This window comes from Desulfosoma caldarium (genome assembly GCF_003751385.1).
Classification (GTDB): Bacteria; Desulfobacterota; Syntrophobacteria; order Syntrophobacterales; family DSM-9756; genus Desulfosoma; species Desulfosoma caldarium.
On record NZ_RJVA01000009.1, the window covers coordinates 279,482 to 295,448 of the forward strand.

The window sequence follows — 15,967 nt, forward strand, 5'->3', positions numbered from 1 at the left end:
CTTACGACCGTCCCGAGACATCCCCCTGTCTTCCGAGAACCTTGTGCCTTTTCCGGTTCACTGAAATGCCACCCGGGTCGCCTCAAAGGTCTCCCATGAAGCCCCATACCGGAAGGTCCACCGCCCTGTCATCTTTTGTGAGGTCAAGGAGGTGATTTCGTATCTATATGGCACACCCCTTTCCGAAAATTCCAGAATATAAAGCGTGCTCATGCCGTCTCCGGGCCGGCACACCACCGGCGTGTCCCCCCAGGTTCCCACAAAATTGACGGTTCCAGGGTCGCGGTGCAGCCGCAACGGTCGCTCCGCGCCGTAGTCGTAGACGTCCCCTCGATAGGTTTCGCTGACCAACCAGGTGCCTTCGATGGTGCGCACATTGATTTGCGCTCGCTGCACTTCCACCGCATCCCCCAAGCTTCTTCCCACCCGGGAACTCACGATGATGCGGCCTTGCAAGCCGAGAAGACGCACAGGTCCGAGAGGAATGGACCCAATGGGGCCGGCGGCGTAGTAGAAATCGTCGGCTCCTGGCTGCTTCACGCCGCCTTGAAACGCCACGGCAAAACCGTTCGCGTGCTGAGGCGAAAGCGCGTAAACCAGCCCGGGCACAGTGTCGGGAAACGCCACGAGCAGATAGACTTTCTGATCCAAGCTGCAGGCTTCATCCAGGCTGCCCTGGGCTCCGTCGGGATCCATCCACACACCTCCGGCCTGAACGCACAGGCCTTGCGTCGGATAGTTGACCGTCAGCGCAGGAGCGGTCAAAATGAGGCCTAACCAGGCCGTGTCCACCGTTTCCACCAAGAGAAAACCGGATGAGGTCTGGGAAATGTCCGCCGAAATCGGAGGCGCACTGATGGGCTCCCCGGGACGGCGCACCTCCACCATAACCGGAATCACGCGGTAGGCGTCCCCGGTTGCGTTGTAAACCGTGATTCGGGCCGAAAACCGGCCGAAGCCCATGGCCTGAAGGACCGTGTCAACGGGGGTCACCTGAATGGACCCGGACCTGCCCGTGGCTCCCGGCACTTCCGCGTCGGAATTCACCGAGATTTGCACAAACGCCACATCCACCGTGGCAAACCACCCCGGTTCCTGGGAAATCACCAACAGGGTCTGTGAGGAAGCCGTATCCAACAGCCCGTCGGCCGAGCGTTCAAGGCTCCAGAAGAGAGAGCCCGGAAAGACGGTCAAACGTTCCCGCGCCACCGTCATTACCCGCGCCTTGACCACCAGTTCCACCGGCTCCGTGGATAAGCCGGAATAGAAGATCACCGTGCCTTCCACATAGGATTCGTCGGCAAGGACAGGAATCTTTGTGGGATCCACGGTCAGAGTGGCCGAGCTATTGCCGGTGCCGCTGGACGGCGCAAGTGTCAGCCAGGGCACGGCGCTGACCGCAGACCATAAGAAGCTCGTATGGGTCGGATCGGCATTGCGTATGCTGACGGAAAAGGCTCGCGGTGAGAGATCCGCCGTGGTGAAATCCAACTGAAACTGCGTGGGGGAAACTGTGAGCAGGTTTCCCGGCGTGCGAATGACCGTCATGGAAGCGGTAAGGTCGGCGGACTTGGAGGGATCGAGCTCGGAAATCACGGTGATGGTTCCCGTAAAGGTCCCTTCCATGAATTCGGAAATGGATGGAGTCACCGTAAAGGTCCCCGGAATCGTTCCGGATGTGGGCTGCAGCGTCAACCAGACGGCGTCACTGGAAGCCAGGAAGGTGGATGTTTGGCCGTCCGCTGCCTGAGGGCCTCCGGTCACCGTCACGGTAAAAGACCCAGGCTCCAAACTCTCCCCGGGAAGCAGCCGGAAGGTTCCCACGTCCACAAAACTCGGCGAAACCACGAGGGTTTCATTATCCGTTGCGTTATCGCTCCCGTTCTCTTCCTGACTCCAGCCGGCACCGGGAAGCAACAAAAGCACCCACACCAGTACGATCCACACGGGCAAGCCTACGCCTTGCGCCCGAACCTTCATGGAAGACCCTCCTTGACTCGGCTCTTCACCTAGGGCACCGTCTGCGCCCTTTTTCCTATCGCCAACGGCCCCTCTGGGAAGGGCCGAACCTTTCCAGACACACAGTGGTAACTGTGTTATCGTCCTTCTGGTTCAGGTGCTTTAAGATTTTCTTCCACCACGCCGCCACGCGACCGAAGCAATTCCCTTAGGCCCTCAACTTTTCGAGAAAATTCCTGAGTCACCATTTCCGCTTCCTTGCGATCTCGAACCACCCGCGGGGTGATCAGAATAATTAGTTCTGTCTTGGAGCTTTCTTTTCCTTCACTGCCGAAAACATATTTCAAAAGAGGAAGGTTACGCAAGCCCGGAATGCCGGAGCGGCTCACCGAATTGCGGTTTCGCATCAAGCCGCCGATGACAATCGTCTGCCCGTTCTGTACCACCAGGGAGGTTTCCGCCACGCGGCTCACAATGGATGTGGTCTTGAGGTCCGGATCTTTTTCACCGCGCTCACTGACTTCCTGGGAAATATCCATTTTGACCAGGCCGCTGGAATTGATGTGGGGTGTGACTTTGAGAATGATGCCGGTTTTGCGGTACTGAATGGTGCGCGAGGTCGCCGTGGTTTCCTGGCTTGTCACCTCTCCGGTGACAATGGGAATTTCTTCCGCCACTTCGATGTAGGCCTCCTTGTTGTCCGAAGCCATGATATTGGGCGATGAGAGAATATTCAACGACGTGTCTTTTCCCAAGGCGTTGATGAGGCCTCGAAGAAAATCCGTGCTATCGAAGACAGCGGCGGCAAATCCCGTGCCCGTTTCCAAGGCCGTATTCACGGCCCGGGAACGGGCGTTATCCAGCACAAACTGTCCCGTATAATCCTTGTAGTGTCCTTGCAGAAACCATTCGATGCCGTATTCCACGGACCCCGAAAGGGACAGTTCCGCAATGATGACATTGATGAGCACCTGACGTGGAATCTGATCCAACTTTTCCAGGACCTTACGAATGATGTGGTAATCCTTTTCCCTGGCTTTGATGACGATACTGTTGGTGGCCTCGTCTGGAATGAAGGCCACCTCGCCTTCCAAGGCACCGCCGGCGGCGCCCACAGTCGATCTTTCGGGTATCGTGGGGCCCGAGGCCGAGGCGCCGGAAGCCGACGGTCTTGCCGTGGAAAGTCCGGCGCCGGTGGAGCCGGTGAGGGGCGAAGAGGTCCTGGAACGTGACCGGGACGATCGGGTGCCGGCCAACGATGGGCTCCCTTCAGCAGTTCTCGAAGTCCGTGACGTGCTTGTGGACAGACCGTAGACCCGAGACAACACGTCGGCCAATTCCACTGCCGACCCGTTTTCCACAGAATACACATAGATCCCCTCGCCGGCTTCCCCGGGCCGATCGATCACCGCAAGCCATCGGGCCGCCTGGTCAATGAGTGCGGGCCAGCGCGTGGCCAGAAACACGGCGTTGAGACTCCTGATGGCAAACAGCTGAAACCCTCCCGAATCCGCCCCGGGACGCACAAAAAGCCCTTCCTTACTCAAAATCTCCGTCAGTTCCTGGGCCACCTCAGACGCTTCTGCATAACGCAAAGGAAAGATTCTCCAGGACACCTCCTGAATGCGATCCATGTCCATGATGGCAAGGACTCCGGCCACCTTTTCGATATTGGTCAAAGTGTCCGTCACCACCAAAGCGTTGCTGGCCTTGTCCGGCACCACCACGGCATTGGGCGAAAGAAACGGTTTGATGTTGGCCGCGGCAGTTTCCGCACCGAGATATCGCAGTCGAATGAGGCGGGTCACATCCACAAAGCCGGCTTCCACCGCCCCATCATCGATGCCGGCCCCGCTCAAGCCTGGTCCCAGATCTTTGCGCACCACCTTGACCATGTCGCCCGGTCCGGGCACCAACGCCAGACCGCTGACTTGAAGAACATCGTTCAACAGCTTAAAGAAAGCAGGCTTGGTGTAGGAGCCCTTGGCCCGAAAGGTGACTTTGGCCTTGATGCTGGGATCCACGATGTAGTTGACCTCAAACAATTGATAGAGGGTGGCGTCCAGGACTTGGTAGAGATCCGCCGCATCAAAGGCCATATCGATGTCCACTGTCTTGTCGGCATCGGACATTTTGGCGGCTTCACGGCGGGCTTGTTGCGCCACGGCCGCAGGAATGGCCTCCGTGCTCAACCGGCCTTGATAGGAAAGCTCCCGCGGCGAAACCTTCGCCAAAGATTCCTCCTCGTTGGATGGAAGTACGACCGCCTCGGCTGTCTTATCCGATCCATCCTTCGCTCCCGAAACCGTCTGCGGCGTGGATGGCGTTATCAACGGCGGTTTCGATTCAGCAGAAGGCTCCGCAGGGGCCCGGCCCTGCAGCGACGTCGTTGCGCATCCCGTCATGCCCAGAGCCAGACATATGAGCCCGGCTCGCATCAGCACCCTCCAGGCGACACGCCACCCTTTCATCCTCACGTCTCCTTTAGTGGTTCAGTTTTGAGAGGCCTGATTCAGCACGGTCTTTAAGCTCGTGGTATCCACAAACAAGGTGCCCACACGTAACGTGACGAACAAAGGGAAATCCTTTGCGGGACGATAGACCACGCTCAGGGATTCCACGCGGATCAGTTTCTCGTCTTCTTCCAGAACCTTGAGCAGTTCCGCGAGAGCTGAAGGGTTGGCGCTCAATCGAAATTCCACCTGAGCCATGGGAATCTCCTCCCAGGCCGTCGGGTTGAGGACATTGTAGGCCTGCACCTGAAGGCCCGCCTTTTCAAAGGATTCCTGAAGGCGCTGCTGCATTTTGGACGCCGCATCGTCCAGGCTCTTGGCCTCCAGCAGCAACTGTTCCACGCGACCCAATTCTTCGGCCAATTGCCCCTGATGGGACAGATCTTCTCGAATCTTGGCGATCTGCCGACGCAGCTTGTCCTGTTTGGTTTTTTGCAGATTCACGGACGCTTCGGCCGATGAAGCGGCTTCCATCTTGGGGGCACACTGCACCATGTACCACACCACCCAAAGACCGGTGGCCAAAACCGCAATGGCCGTCCAGCGCCGCGTTCGACGACCCCAGACACCCATCATTTGACCTCCAGCACCACGGTGAACATTTCCTTGCCGTCGCGGCCGCGATTGACCGACCCTTGAAGCTTCACGTCCTTGAGCCAAGGGGAGGCTCGAAGGCCTTCGAGGGTTTTCAAAGAATCGGGGCTTCGAAAGGAAGCCGTGATTTTGCCCGCCGAATAGCTGAATCGGGAAATCCAGGTGCCTTCGGGAACCCTTTCGGCCACGTCGTTGAGCAGCTCATAGAACCGCGGTCGCCCTTTGATGAACACATCCGCTTCCTCGATGAGCTTCTTGAGCTGCTCCATTTCTTGAGCGTTTTTCTCCAAAGGCTTGAGTTCCGCTTCCAGTTTTTGCGTTTCCTCCATCAACCGTGCGGCGTGCCGTTCCAAAACCGTTGTGCGGCGCTCCACATGCGCCCCGACACCCCAAGCGGTCACGGCCAAAAACAAAAGAAACGGCACAACCACTTTAGCAGGGTGAAGTCCGGGAAGCTGCGGCGCTCGACCGTCCACACACAGCCCACGGTGGTGAAAAATGAGTGCCCACGCAGCGGCCGTGCCCAGATTGACCATCGGATGCGGCCAATCGGCGGAAAATTTGGGCGGCATGGCCGGCTCGAGCTGTGAAGCGTCGCTCCAGTCGTAAATCCTGTCGGGCGGCACGCCCCCTTGAGCCCGAAACCATGCATGGATTCCATCGCGATCCCAGACCCCTTCCAATGGATCCACAAGCTGTGAACACACCACGCCGTCGGCATCGACGGCAAGTAGTTCGCGCATCGCTTGGTCTCGACGCACCAGGCCCACGGGCCCAGAGGATGCCGAGCGCAGCCAGGCGGCAAGGCCAAAGGAAATGGGAAACAAGCCTTGCAGCGACTCCCTGTACCCGGTGTCGGCCAACACCGCCAGTACAGGGTCCACGACTTTCTTTTCCACGTAGACCAAGGTTGCCGCAATGGCCTTGTTCCGGCGCCGAACAAGATCCACGCTCCAGTAGATGTCGTCCACGGAAAGATGGACATGAATGGGCAGAGCGTTTCGCACCACGTCCAGAGCATCTTCCATGGGCACCGGCGGAACCTCCACCTCGCGAACGAAAAAGAGGCTGCGCGGCAGAGCGATGGCGACGCGCCGATGCGGCGTCAAGGGCAGCTCGCGCAGAAAGGCTTCCAGTCCCTTGGCACCACCGGAAAGAAGGGCTCCATGGGCGGGCACGCCGTCAGCGAGCGAATGCAGCCGCACGCGCCCCGCTTTTTTCACCGCATGGACATAATCCAGCCTGTCTTCGTCCACATAAATTCCAAGTATGCCCTTGGCCCCGAACACCCCTCGCCTCGTTTTCCTTTCTCGGTCGCCCTTGCACGCCGTCTTCAGCCCGGCCCTTTATGGGAAAACTGGTGTGGATCGCACAAATCCCTGGCATCGATCCGCCACGCTCCATCCGTCTCTGTCGGCTTTTCCCACAATCACCGCCACCTCGTACGTCGTGGCATTCAACGGCAAAAGCACCGTCAAACGGTCCGCTTTGGATCCCGTAACGGTCAGAAGCTCCACCAGAGAACGCCTCTCGGGCTCAAGCATCTCCCTCTGCCCTTGCACGTCTCGCTGTTCCCAAGCCCTCTCGGCCTTTTCCAGAAAATCCCCCCAAAACAACTCCGGTCCAACCCCTCGAACCTTCTGGATTTCACATAGACTTGAAAACGGGCGATTCGTCGGCGGCTTTAAACCTCTTTGAAGGTACCATGGCGCCTCCGCTCCCTGAAGCCGCACCATGTCATCGGCATCCTGCCAATCCAGCAGAGCGTCGGTCAGCTCGTCCGCTTCCCGAACATCCGCAAGAGGCAAGAATTCGACGAACGCCCGTCGCATCTCGGCATCGTTGGCGTCCGTGGGCCGTATCTTGGATGACTCCTTCTCGTAAAGAACCCACACTTCCTGGCCGCCCACAATCCACCGATACCATAAACCGGGCCTCATGATATGGTGGTTTTTCCCTGTCACCGCGACGTAACGCATCACCGAGCGCAGCGCTTCCCCTCTTTGCAGCTGTTCCCATGCCGAAAGCGCTTCCGAGGCTCGAAGCCGGGAGGCCACCGCGGTCTGCAGGCCCAGAAAAGAAAGTAAGGCCAAGGCCCACAGAACAAAGACCAGCACCGCCCCCGATTCTCCCCACCCGGGTTGCCTTTTCAAACAAACCCCTGGGACTGTGTGCATGGATGTCTTTTCCATGAAAGCTCCAACGTGTCGCCTGGTTTCTTCAGGGTCCACAGGCACGCGCTCCCGCACGACAACCTTCTTCGAGCACACTTTCCCCCGGCCCTCTAGGGAACTTCTGTGGAAAAAACCCACGAGCTCACTTTTTTCGAAGATCCCGTGCCGACGCCGAAAATCAGACGAACCCTTCGAGGAAGTTTCAGGTTTTCTTCGCACGTCCACCGATCCTTCCATCCAATCGCCTCTCGTGTGGAATCCGAAGGATCCGTCTCCGCATAGGCCAGTTCAAAGGCGGTGACGTTGCCGTAGCGGCTCAGAGGTGGTCCCGCGTCGTGCGCGCCGTGAACCAGCTCTTCGGCCAAACGGACCCAATCCGTCACTTCGCCCTCTTTTTCGACAAGATCCACATCGTAAACCTCAAGGACATGACGGGAAGCATCGTAGAGGTAGCCGATGAGGCGAAGCCCTTGTCGGTCCGACCCCGGAGGACCATAGGTGCTGTAGAAAGCTAGTCCGTGCGCCGTGCCACACAAGGGAAACACGTAACCCGGCCGGCCCCTCCACACCGTGGCTTCCGTGGCGGCCCATTCCAGATATCTCTCCAGGGAAACCGGCACGGCGTAGGCCAAGATGTCCGCATGGTTTTCAGGTCCCAATTTGCGCCAGGACAGAAGCCCAAAGCGCATGGCCGAACTCAGCAGGGTGATGACCATGGCCGTCAAGACCATGGCCACCAAAACCTCCACCAAAGTGAACCCGAAGGGCGTGAAATCAGCCCCATGGGTGTCCTGTCCACAGCGCCCACCGGGGCTTTGTGGCTCGTCGGCGCGAGGTTGAAACACCGGCCTGGCACGCACGTTTATCCTTTCCTCTCGTACCAGCTCACCACACACCGCGAAGCGCGTGACCTTTGCGATTCCCCATAGACGCACAAGGTCAATTCCACCATGTTGGGATCCTCGTACGCTTCCGTGTCCCGTTCCAAAGGAACCACCAAAGGGTGAGCTTCCAGCCTGTAAAACCACCCCGGCTCATCGCTCACCGGCCCCTGCAGAACGCCGCGGCGCACCGCCTCGGCCATAAGCGCGGAATCTGTGAGAATCGTTCGGGCCACCCTGGACGCCTCCAACACTTCCTGGGCTTGCGTCCGAAGCCGAGCCGACTGCGAGAACCCGTAAAACAGCACGGCCACCGTGATACCCATAATCGTCAAGGCAACCAGCACCTCAAGAAGACTAAACCCTTGAACGCGTGCCCCAAGGGCACCGCCTTCCAAGAATCGGGGTTTCGGTTTCACGGCCGACGGTCGCCTACGTTTCATGGATGCGTCTTGAAATTCCAAAGCGTTCCTTTGACCCTCACATTCCTTCCGCCGCCATGGCCAAGCCCGTCAGTGAATCCACGCGAAGGCGACCCAAGACCGTCCCACGACGGGCCACAACCAGTTCCGCTCCACTGGACGCCCCATCGGGATAAAACAGCACGTAAAAGACGTCGTCGGCGTAAAGGACGCCTCGAGCTTGAATCTCCAGGTCCTCGGGAATCCCGAGGGCTTTATCCCGGGATTCGGCGATCCAGCATTGGCGATCGTTTTCGGAAAACACCACGGCCGTGACTTGACCATTGGAGACGGCCTGGGTTCTGGCTTTACTCAGAACACCGCCCAGGTCCAGAACAAAACGGCGGTCCTGTTTGCGGCCGAGACCGGTTCCCACGGTGGTGAAGACCAAGGTGAGCGACACGGCCACGATGGCCAGGACCACCAGCAGTTCCACCAGAGTCAAACCGGTATCTTTAAAATGAGATTTCATGGATGCCAAAAATGGCCAAAAGCATGGAAATGACCATGCCGCCGATAAGAATTCCCATGAAGACGATGACCACGGGCTCCAAAAGGGCCAGAGCCGCCTTGGTCTTGTTCTGAATCTCTTTTTCCAGGCTGTCGGCCACACTGCCCAGGACCCGTCCCAGGTCCCCGGTTTCCTCGCCGATGGACGTCATGTGCACGACCTTGGGTGGAAAAATCGGCGACGCCCGCATGAGGGTGCTCATGGCCACGCCCTGCTGCACTTTCTCGTGGATTTCCTGAAGGGCTTCCTTGAGGAGCACGTTGCGGGCCACGGCCTGGGCAATACTCAAGGATTTGAGGAGCGGCACACCGCTTTCCAGGAGGGTGCCGAGTGTGCGCGTCATGCGGGCCAGTTCCACTTCCAGGACGAGTCGCCCCAGGAAAGGCAATTTGAGAAGCACGGCATGCAGGCGTCGTCGGTTTTCATGCTTTTTCGCATAGGCAGTGATCCCCAAGGCAAGGCACACGGGCACAAGAGCCAGGAGCCACCAAAAGGTGCGAAAAACCCCGCTCAAGGCGATCAAGGCCCGCGTCGCGGCCGGAATGTTCGGGCCCAGATCTTCCAAAATCGCGGCGAATTTGGGAATCACAAATCCGAGAATGGCCGAGACGGAGGCGATTCCCACCAAAAGAAGCACCACGGGATAGATGGAAGAAGAGATGATAAATCTTTTGATCTCTTCGGTGCGTGCTAAAAAGCCGGCCAGTTTTTCCAGCGCCTCATCCAGAACACCCCCCGCTTCCCCCACGCGAATCATGCTCACCGTCAGTTCACCAAATTCGGGGGCTTTCTGGGCCACGGCTTGGGAGAAACTCTGGCCGCCGCGAATCCCTTCACGAAGCGTGAGCGCAAGCTGACGCACACGTTCCGCCGTGGTGGCATCGGCAAGGATTTGAAGGCACCGGTCAATGGGCACTCCGGAACGCACCAGATGGGCCAGTTCCGAAATGAATTCCAGCCTTTGCCGAGCGCTGAGGCGGTTTTTTCGAAGAAAGGAAAGACCGTCCCATCCCAGGGGCCTCTCGGACCAGCGCAGAACATGCACCCCCTTGGCACTGAGGCTCACCAGAAGGCTTTCCCGGTCCGAAGCTTCTTCGGTACCCCTGACTTTGCGCCCGCGCGCATCCACGCCTTCGAAAAAAAATTTTTGCATCACCGTGTGACTCGAATGACCTCTTCAAAGGTGGTCATGCCGGAGACCACCTTCTCCAGCCCGTCCTGCCTCAAGGTTCCCATCCCTAAGCCCACGGCCTTGGCCACGATGGCGTGGCGATCGGACCCTTTGAGAATCTCCCGCTGAATGGGTTCATCCAACGGCAGAAACTCAAAAAGGCCGATGCGCCCTCGGTAACCGGTACCGCCGCAATGCTCGCAGCCTTGCCCCTTGCGATAGGACGCCGGCACAGCCTCCAAGGGCACGCCAAACTCGTGGGCCAATATTCGCCGCTCCTCCTCGCCCACGGTGACCTCACGGACACACTTCGAACACACGCGTCGAACAAGCCTTTGGGCCAAAACGGCCACCACCGCAGATGTGATCATAAAGGGTTCCACGCCCATGTCTTCCAATCGCGTGATGGCGCCGGCCGCGTCATTGGTGTGCAGCGTGGAAAAAACCATGTGGCCGGTCAGGGCTGCCTGAATGGCGATCTCCGCCGTTTCCAAATCGCGGATTTCTCCCACAAGCATCACATCGGGGTCCTGGCGCAGAAAAGAGCGCAAACAATGGGCGAAGGTTAGGCCGATCTTGGGCTGCACCTGCACCTGATTGACGCCGTCCAGTTGGTATTCCACGGGGTCTTCCACGGTGACGATCTTGCGGTCCGGCGTGTTGATTTCGTTGATGGCGGCGTAAAGCGTGGTGGTTTTTCCGGATCCGGTGGGGCCCGTGACCAGCACAATGCCGTAGGGCAACGCGATGATCTGCTTGAATCGGTTCAGAAGATCTTTGGGAAAGCCCAGAGCATCCAGGTCCAGCAGAATGTCTTCCTTTTGAAGCAGGCGCAGCACCAGGCTTTCCCCAAACACCGTGGGCAGGCTGGAAACGCGGATGTCGATTTCTTTTTTGGTGAGTTTAAACTTGATACGGCCGTCCTGAGGCAGGCGCATTTCGGCGATGTTCATGCGCGCCATGAGTTTGATTCTCGAGGCGATGGCCGCCTGAAACTTCTTGGGAAGATCGTCCTGGTCATGAAGCACACCGTCGATGCGATAACGGACCTTGACCAGTTTTTTGAGCGGTTCGATGTGAATGTCCGAGGCGCCCACATCCACGGCGCGGGTGATGATATGGTTCACGAGGCGGACAATGGGGGCTTCGGAGGCCATGTCCCGAAGGTGTTCCGGGTTGTCCCAAAGGTGCGCATCCAGATCGGGGTTTTCTTCGGCTTGCGCTTCGGATTCCTGCAAGGCCGTGTCCGCCTCATACCACTGATAGGTGAACTGGGCGATCACTTCCGCCGTGGTTCGATAGACTTTCAAAGGTTTTCCGTAAGCCCGGCGCACCACTTCTTGCGTGGCCAAATCCATGGGATTTGCCATGACGACGGTGACGGCCTCATCGGTCTCCATCACCGGCAAGACCTTGAAGCGCTTGAGATAAGCCACGGGCAGGGGATTGTACCGAGGTGGATGGTCCGGAAAATCGCCTTCGTCCATGAACGGAAACTCCGGCAGACCTTCCAGGGGCGCTGGGCCGTTGCCGCCCGGCAAAGACCCTACACTTTCCGCCGATCTTCGGCGCATTCTGTGCCACACCGATCGCACCCCATCCATCATCTTTGCTCTCGACTCCGGCACGGGAGCAAAATCTCCATGTTCACGGCGACTTTTGCAAAATAGCACACGTGGGACAATAAAGGTCAAGCCTAGTCGTTTCCGGCGCCTTTGAAAGGCGCCAGAACAAAATCATCGGTGAAAAGCTCGGCCTTCGTGGTGCACGGATTTGATCAATGCGGCTTGGAAAGTTTGCCCGCAAAGCGGCGGCTCCTGGTGGATCCTCCCAGATCCATCATCGTAAAAAAACAACCCATATGTCCTGGTCAATTCAGTTAGCGAGAATTCGATCATAAAAAACAACAAATAACCAAACGAACTGAACAACTCTGGCACAGGGTGTTCTCCCTACTGAGTCCAAAGAAGAGGACAATGTTGCCGGATTCACCGCGCTGGGGGACTCCCCGCCCATCTCGACGTGGAGCAGACGGGAAGGGTGCGCGATGCGAATAGGCGGCTCTTGAAGATTCGGGAAGGGAAACGACAAGGTTGGGGTGACCGGCACATCGTCCTGGCACCGAATTTGCCCGATCTGACCGAGGATGATGGATTTGGGAAGGAGAGAAAACCTTGTCTGCAACTATCCCCTGTGGTAATGGCCCCTGGGTCAAAGATAGGGCCGGTTTTCGCGCCAAAGCAGGAGGCATGGGCGCCGAACATCGAAGGCGGGAAAAGTCACCCATGCTCGAGATGAATTGAGACGTGAGGATGGACGAGATGAGAATTTTAGTCGACGTTCTTCCCCTTGTCGGGTTGGACACGGGCATAGCGAGATATCTGAGAAATCTCTACGGGACCATAGAGGCATTACCTGACCCGCCGTCCATGGACATTGTTTATTTTGACGGCAGAAAAACCCATCTGTCCATCCCTCGGGCAGCTCAGCCGGCCAGGTGGTCAAAAGCTGTCACGGCCCTGTGGCGGCTTCCCGCTCCCGTCACCTTCACCCTTCGGTGCGCGCGTTGGATCGCTTACGAACAGCAACTCCAACGAATAACCAAGCCTGGCTCCTACGACCTGTATCACGCAACCTCCTTCGTTCCGGCGGCGGTTACAGACATCCCGCAGGTTTTCAGCCTCTACGACTTGTCTTTGATATGCTACCCTCAGACTCACCCAACAGAAAGGGTGTGGTTCTTTCGGTACTGGAGCCGTCGTCGACTGGACTATGCCACCCACATCCTGACAATCTCTCAGTACATGCGCGAAGAAATTTGCCGGCTCCTGGGGTGGCCTGAGGAAAAGGTCACCGCGGTTCCCTTGGCTCCTGCCCGGCATTTTTCACCCAGGCCGCTCGAGGCGGTGGCCTTGGTTCGAAAACGCCTGGGCCTTCCAAAGGAATATCTGCTTTTTGTGGGTTCCCTTGAACCGCGCAAGAATATCGGCCTCGCCGTGCAGGCCCTTACGCGATGCCGACACGATATTCCCCTTGTGTTGGTGGGATGGACGGCATGGGGGGATAAGAGATGGCTTGCGGAGGCTCAACTGCATCGACGGCGACCTCGTCTCATCGCCCTTGGCTATACGGACGATGAAACTCTGGCGTGCCTCTACAGCGGCGCCACCGCCCTGGTGTATCCAAGCCTCTACGAGGGATTCGGTCTTCCGATTCTGGAGGCCATGGCCTGCGGTTGTCCCGTGATCTGCTCCAACACCTCCAGCATGCCCGAAGTGGCCGGCGAGGCGGCACACCTCATTGATCCGCTCGATCCACAAGACTTGGCCTCGGCCATCGACCAGGTGCTGGACGCGTCGGACTATCGTCAACACCTCATTCGAGCGGGCCTCAAGCGGGCCGCCGGCTTTAGTTGGGAACGCACAGCCCGCCAGACCCGATCCGTCTTCCAGGCGATTCTTTCAGAGGCGCGATCGTAACGAAGGATGGATGTTTGATGGAACCTTATCAGGCGCCGATGGACAAAAACTCCATCTCCGACAAGGCCTTAAAGCCCGCCGCAGGAGGCATCATATCCCTAGGGATGCTCAAGGATGTGTGGGCCTTTAGGGGTTTCGTGATTTCCAGCGTCAAGCGGGAATTTCACTCTCGATTTGTGAACGCGCGCCTGGGCATTTTATGGCTCGTGCTTCAGCCGCTTGCCATGATCTTGATTTATACGCTGATCTTTTCAGAACTTATGAAGCCGTCCCTTCCCGGCAAAGCTTCTAAGTTTGCTTACAGTATCTATCTGTGTTCGGGCCTTCTGACGTGGAGCCTCTTTTCTAACCTTCTCAACCGCTCCATTGGCATCTTTGTCCACAACGCGCATCTTCTGAAGAAAATCCATTTTCCAAAGTTATGTCTTCCTCTCGTGGCGATCTTTTCAAGCCTTGTGGATTTTGCCATTATTATGGCTATATTTGTAGGCTTTTTACTCCTTACCGGAGAGTTCCCAGGAGTGGTCATCATAGGTTGTGTTCCGCCCCTCGCCGTTTTAATCGCTTTAACCGTTGGGCTCGGAGTGTTTCTCGGCGTCATCAACGTTTTCTACCGAGACGTGGAACAGACCATGGGGATCGTTCTTCAGTTTTGGTTCTGGCTGACACCGATTGTTTACTTTGACATGAGTCTTCCCCAGATTGCAAAGTCTTTCCTTGCGGTGAATCCCATCTGGCCTGTCATTAATGCGATGCATCGAATTTTTGTTGAAGGCGCTTACCCTATCTGGAGGACGCTGATTTACCCTTGTGTGCTGTCTCTCATTGTGGTTTTCCTTGGAATGTTTTCTTTCTGGAGGCTTCACGGCGAAATTGTGGATGAACTGTGATGGGTTACATCAGGGTCAGGAATTTGGGCAAGGCTTACAAGCGTTACAGGTCGAAACATGGCAGATTGCTGGAATGGCTCGGGCTCGGCGTGCATCACGACCTGAGATGGGTGCTTCGCCACGTAAGTTTTGACGTCGAACCCGGCGAGTCTGTCGGCATTATCGGTTTAAACGGCGCAGGAAAGTCCACCTTGCTCAAGATCATCGCAGGGGTCGTCAAACCCACCACAGGTTTTGTGGACCTGGGGGGGCGCGTGTCTGCCCTTCTCGAGCTCGGCACGGGTTTTCATCCAGATTTTACGGGTCGCGAAAATGTCTACACGTCCGGTCAGCTTCGGGGGCTCAGTAAGAAGGAACTTGACGCCAAGATCGAAGAAATCGAACACTTTGCCGACATCGGCGATTACTTTGATCAGCCGGTACGGGTTTATTCCAGCGGCATGCAGGTGCGCCTGGCCTTCTCTGTCGCCACGGCCATGAGACCGCATATTCTGATCGTCGATGAGGCCCTCAGTGTGGGGGATGCCGCTTTTCAGCATAAAAGTTTTAATCGCATTCGACAGTTTCGAGATGCTGGAACAACCCTTCTTTTTGTGTCTCACGACCCCGGGGCCGTTAAAACCCTTTGTAACCGTGCGTTACTTATAGATAACGGTCTTATCATAAAAGATGATACACCAGAAGCCACACTCGACTACTATAATGCCATTATTGTCAAGCACGAAGAACATCAAAAAATCATGCAGACCGAGACACAAAGAGGTAGAAAATCAACTCGCTCCGGCAACACGCATGTCTCCATCTCGTCCGTGGAAATGCTTCAGGATGGGTTGCCCACAAGAGCTGTACAAAGTGGTGAGGCTGTAACCATCCGCATCCAATGTGTGTCTCGTGTATTGGTTGATGATCTTACTGTGGGCATTTTGATAAGGGATCGTCTTGGAAACGATATTTTTGGCACAAATACCTGGCACCATGGCATAGAAATGAAAGGACTTGAACCTGGCAGAATGGTATGTGTTGATTTTTATTTCCCTCGACTTCAGCTTGGAACAGGCAGTTATAGCCTGACCGTCGCGCTTCATAAAAAGGACAGTCACGTTGCCGGCAACTACGATTGGTGGGACAGGGCGCTGGTGTTTCAGGTCGTCCCTGACAACGGTCCCTATTCCATTGGAAGCTGCAATCTTCAGGTCGTGCCTAACTGGTGCATATTAAATTGATGTGAACCCTTTATAATATGGTCATGGTTTAAATCATCGAGTCGTATATGGGCCTGGATAAAGACTTTGACAGAGCATTTGAAAAACGTCACCGCGGATATCAAGAAGTCA

At 56.9% G+C, this 15,967-nt stretch carries 13 protein-coding genes; 3 read left to right on the forward strand and 10 right to left on the reverse strand.

Annotated features, from left to right (window positions below; all coding sequences use genetic code 11):
- Window positions 1–57 precede the first annotated feature (57 nt).
- The 10 genes from EDC27_RS01940 to gspE all read right to left on the reverse strand — a co-directional run bounded on the left by EDC27_RS01940 (window position 58) and on the right by gspE (window position 11,892).
- Window positions 58–1,980 (reverse strand): BACON domain-containing protein, encoded by a 1,923-nt coding sequence (locus EDC27_RS01940; protein WP_123288926.1) that lies wholly within the window; start codon window positions 1,978–1,980, stop codon window positions 58–60.
- A gap of 116 nt (window positions 1,981–2,096) precedes the next feature.
- Complete coding sequence (gspD, locus tag EDC27_RS01945; RefSeq protein ID WP_123288927.1) at window positions 2,097–4,430, reverse strand: type II secretion system secretin GspD; 2,334 nt, start codon at window positions 4,428–4,430, stop codon at window positions 2,097–2,099.
- Between the two features lie 21 nt (window positions 4,431–4,451).
- The gene (locus EDC27_RS01950; protein ID WP_123288928.1) at window positions 4,452–5,048 is read right to left on the reverse strand and encodes a GspMb/PilO family protein; all 597 of its coding nucleotides are present in this window, start codon (window positions 5,046–5,048) and stop codon (window positions 4,452–4,454) included.
- The gene (locus EDC27_RS01955) at window positions 5,045–6,355 is read right to left on the reverse strand and encodes a PilN domain-containing protein (protein ID WP_123288929.1); all 1,311 of its coding nucleotides are present in this window, start codon (window positions 6,353–6,355) and stop codon (window positions 5,045–5,047) included. Before EDC27_RS01955 ends, EDC27_RS01950 begins: the two co-directional genes overlap by 4 nt.
- 57 nt (window positions 6,356–6,412) lie before the next feature.
- Complete coding sequence (locus EDC27_RS01960; protein WP_170161515.1) at window positions 6,413–7,258, reverse strand: type II secretion system protein GspK; 846 nt, start codon at window positions 7,256–7,258, stop codon at window positions 6,413–6,415.
- Between the two features lie 92 nt (window positions 7,259–7,350).
- Window positions 7,351–8,100 (reverse strand): PulJ/GspJ family protein, encoded by a 750-nt coding sequence (locus EDC27_RS01965; protein ID WP_170161516.1) that lies wholly within the window; start codon window positions 8,098–8,100, stop codon window positions 7,351–7,353.
- A 2-nt stretch (window positions 8,101–8,102) separates the two neighbouring features.
- Window positions 8,103–8,564, reverse strand: a complete 462-nt coding sequence (locus EDC27_RS01970; protein ID WP_148045643.1) for a pilus assembly FimT family protein — start codon at window positions 8,562–8,564, stop codon at window positions 8,103–8,105.
- Window positions 8,565–8,601: 37 nt separating this feature from the next.
- Window positions 8,602–9,054 (reverse strand): GspH/FimT family pseudopilin, encoded by a 453-nt coding sequence (locus EDC27_RS01975; RefSeq protein WP_123288933.1) that lies wholly within the window; start codon window positions 9,052–9,054, stop codon window positions 8,602–8,604.
- On the reverse strand, window positions 9,038–10,246 hold the full coding sequence (locus EDC27_RS01980; RefSeq protein ID WP_123288934.1) for a type II secretion system F family protein: 1,209 nt from the start codon (window positions 10,244–10,246) through the stop codon (window positions 9,038–9,040). The genes EDC27_RS01975 and EDC27_RS01980 overlap by 17 nt, the downstream gene beginning before the upstream one ends.
- A complete protein-coding gene (gspE, locus tag EDC27_RS01985) occupies window positions 10,246–11,892 on the reverse strand; it encodes a type II secretion system ATPase GspE (protein WP_148045645.1) in 1,647 nt (548 codons plus the stop codon). Before gspE ends, EDC27_RS01980 begins: the two co-directional genes overlap by 1 nt.
- A 693-nt stretch (window positions 11,893–12,585) precedes the next feature.
- Between gspE and EDC27_RS01990 the strand changes: the two genes are divergently transcribed.
- From EDC27_RS01990 to EDC27_RS16640, 3 genes are read left to right on the forward strand one after another with little or no spacing between them, the layout of a single operon-like run.
- Window positions 12,586–13,743, forward strand: coding sequence for a glycosyltransferase family 4 protein (locus EDC27_RS01990; protein ID WP_123288936.1), 1,158 nt, complete (start codon window positions 12,586–12,588; stop codon window positions 13,741–13,743).
- Window positions 13,744–13,760: 17 nt separating this feature from the next.
- Entirely contained in the window at window positions 13,761–14,633 is an 873-nt protein-coding gene (locus EDC27_RS01995) for an ABC transporter permease (RefSeq protein WP_211334740.1), read from the forward strand.
- On the forward strand, window positions 14,633–15,856 hold the full coding sequence (locus tag EDC27_RS16640) for an ABC transporter ATP-binding protein (RefSeq protein WP_123288937.1): 1,224 nt from the start codon (window positions 14,633–14,635) through the stop codon (window positions 15,854–15,856). The genes EDC27_RS01995 and EDC27_RS16640 overlap by 1 nt, the downstream gene beginning before the upstream one ends.
- The last annotated feature ends 111 nt before the right edge of the window (window positions 15,857–15,967 follow it).

What these genes read in the sequence shown, in the direction of transcription:
- EDC27_RS01940 (WP_123288926.1), bottom strand. Translation starts at nt 1,980, where the DNA reads ATGAAGGTTCGGGCGCAAGGCGTAGGCTTGCCCGTGTGGATCGTACTG.
- gspD (WP_123288927.1), bottom strand. Translation starts at nt 4,430, where the DNA reads ATGAAAGGGTGGCGTGTCGCCTGGAGGGTGCTGATGCGAGCCGGGCTC.
- EDC27_RS01950 (WP_123288928.1), bottom strand. Translation starts at nt 5,048, where the DNA reads ATGATGGGTGTCTGGGGTCGTCGAACGCGGCGCTGGACGGCCATTGCG.
- EDC27_RS01960 (WP_170161515.1), bottom strand. Translation starts at nt 7,258, where the DNA reads ATGGAAAAGACATCCATGCACACAGTCCCAGGGGTTTGTTTGAAAAGG.
- EDC27_RS01970 (WP_148045643.1), bottom strand. Translation starts at nt 8,564, where the DNA reads ATGAAACGTAGGCGACCGTCGGCCGTGAAACCGAAACCCCGATTCTTG.
- EDC27_RS01975 (WP_123288933.1), bottom strand. Translation starts at nt 9,054, where the DNA reads ATGAAATCTCATTTTAAAGATACCGGTTTGACTCTGGTGGAACTGCTG.
- EDC27_RS01980 (WP_123288934.1), bottom strand. Translation starts at nt 10,246, where the DNA reads ATGCAAAAATTTTTTTTCGAAGGCGTGGATGCGCGCGGGCGCAAAGTC.
- EDC27_RS01990 (WP_123288936.1), top strand. Translation starts at nt 12,586, where the DNA reads ATGAGAATTTTAGTCGACGTTCTTCCCCTTGTCGGGTTGGACACGGGC.
- EDC27_RS01995 (WP_211334740.1), top strand. Translation starts at nt 13,761, where the DNA reads ATGGAACCTTATCAGGCGCCGATGGACAAAAACTCCATCTCCGACAAG.
- EDC27_RS16640 (WP_123288937.1), top strand. Translation starts at nt 14,633, where the DNA reads ATGGGTTACATCAGGGTCAGGAATTTGGGCAAGGCTTACAAGCGTTAC.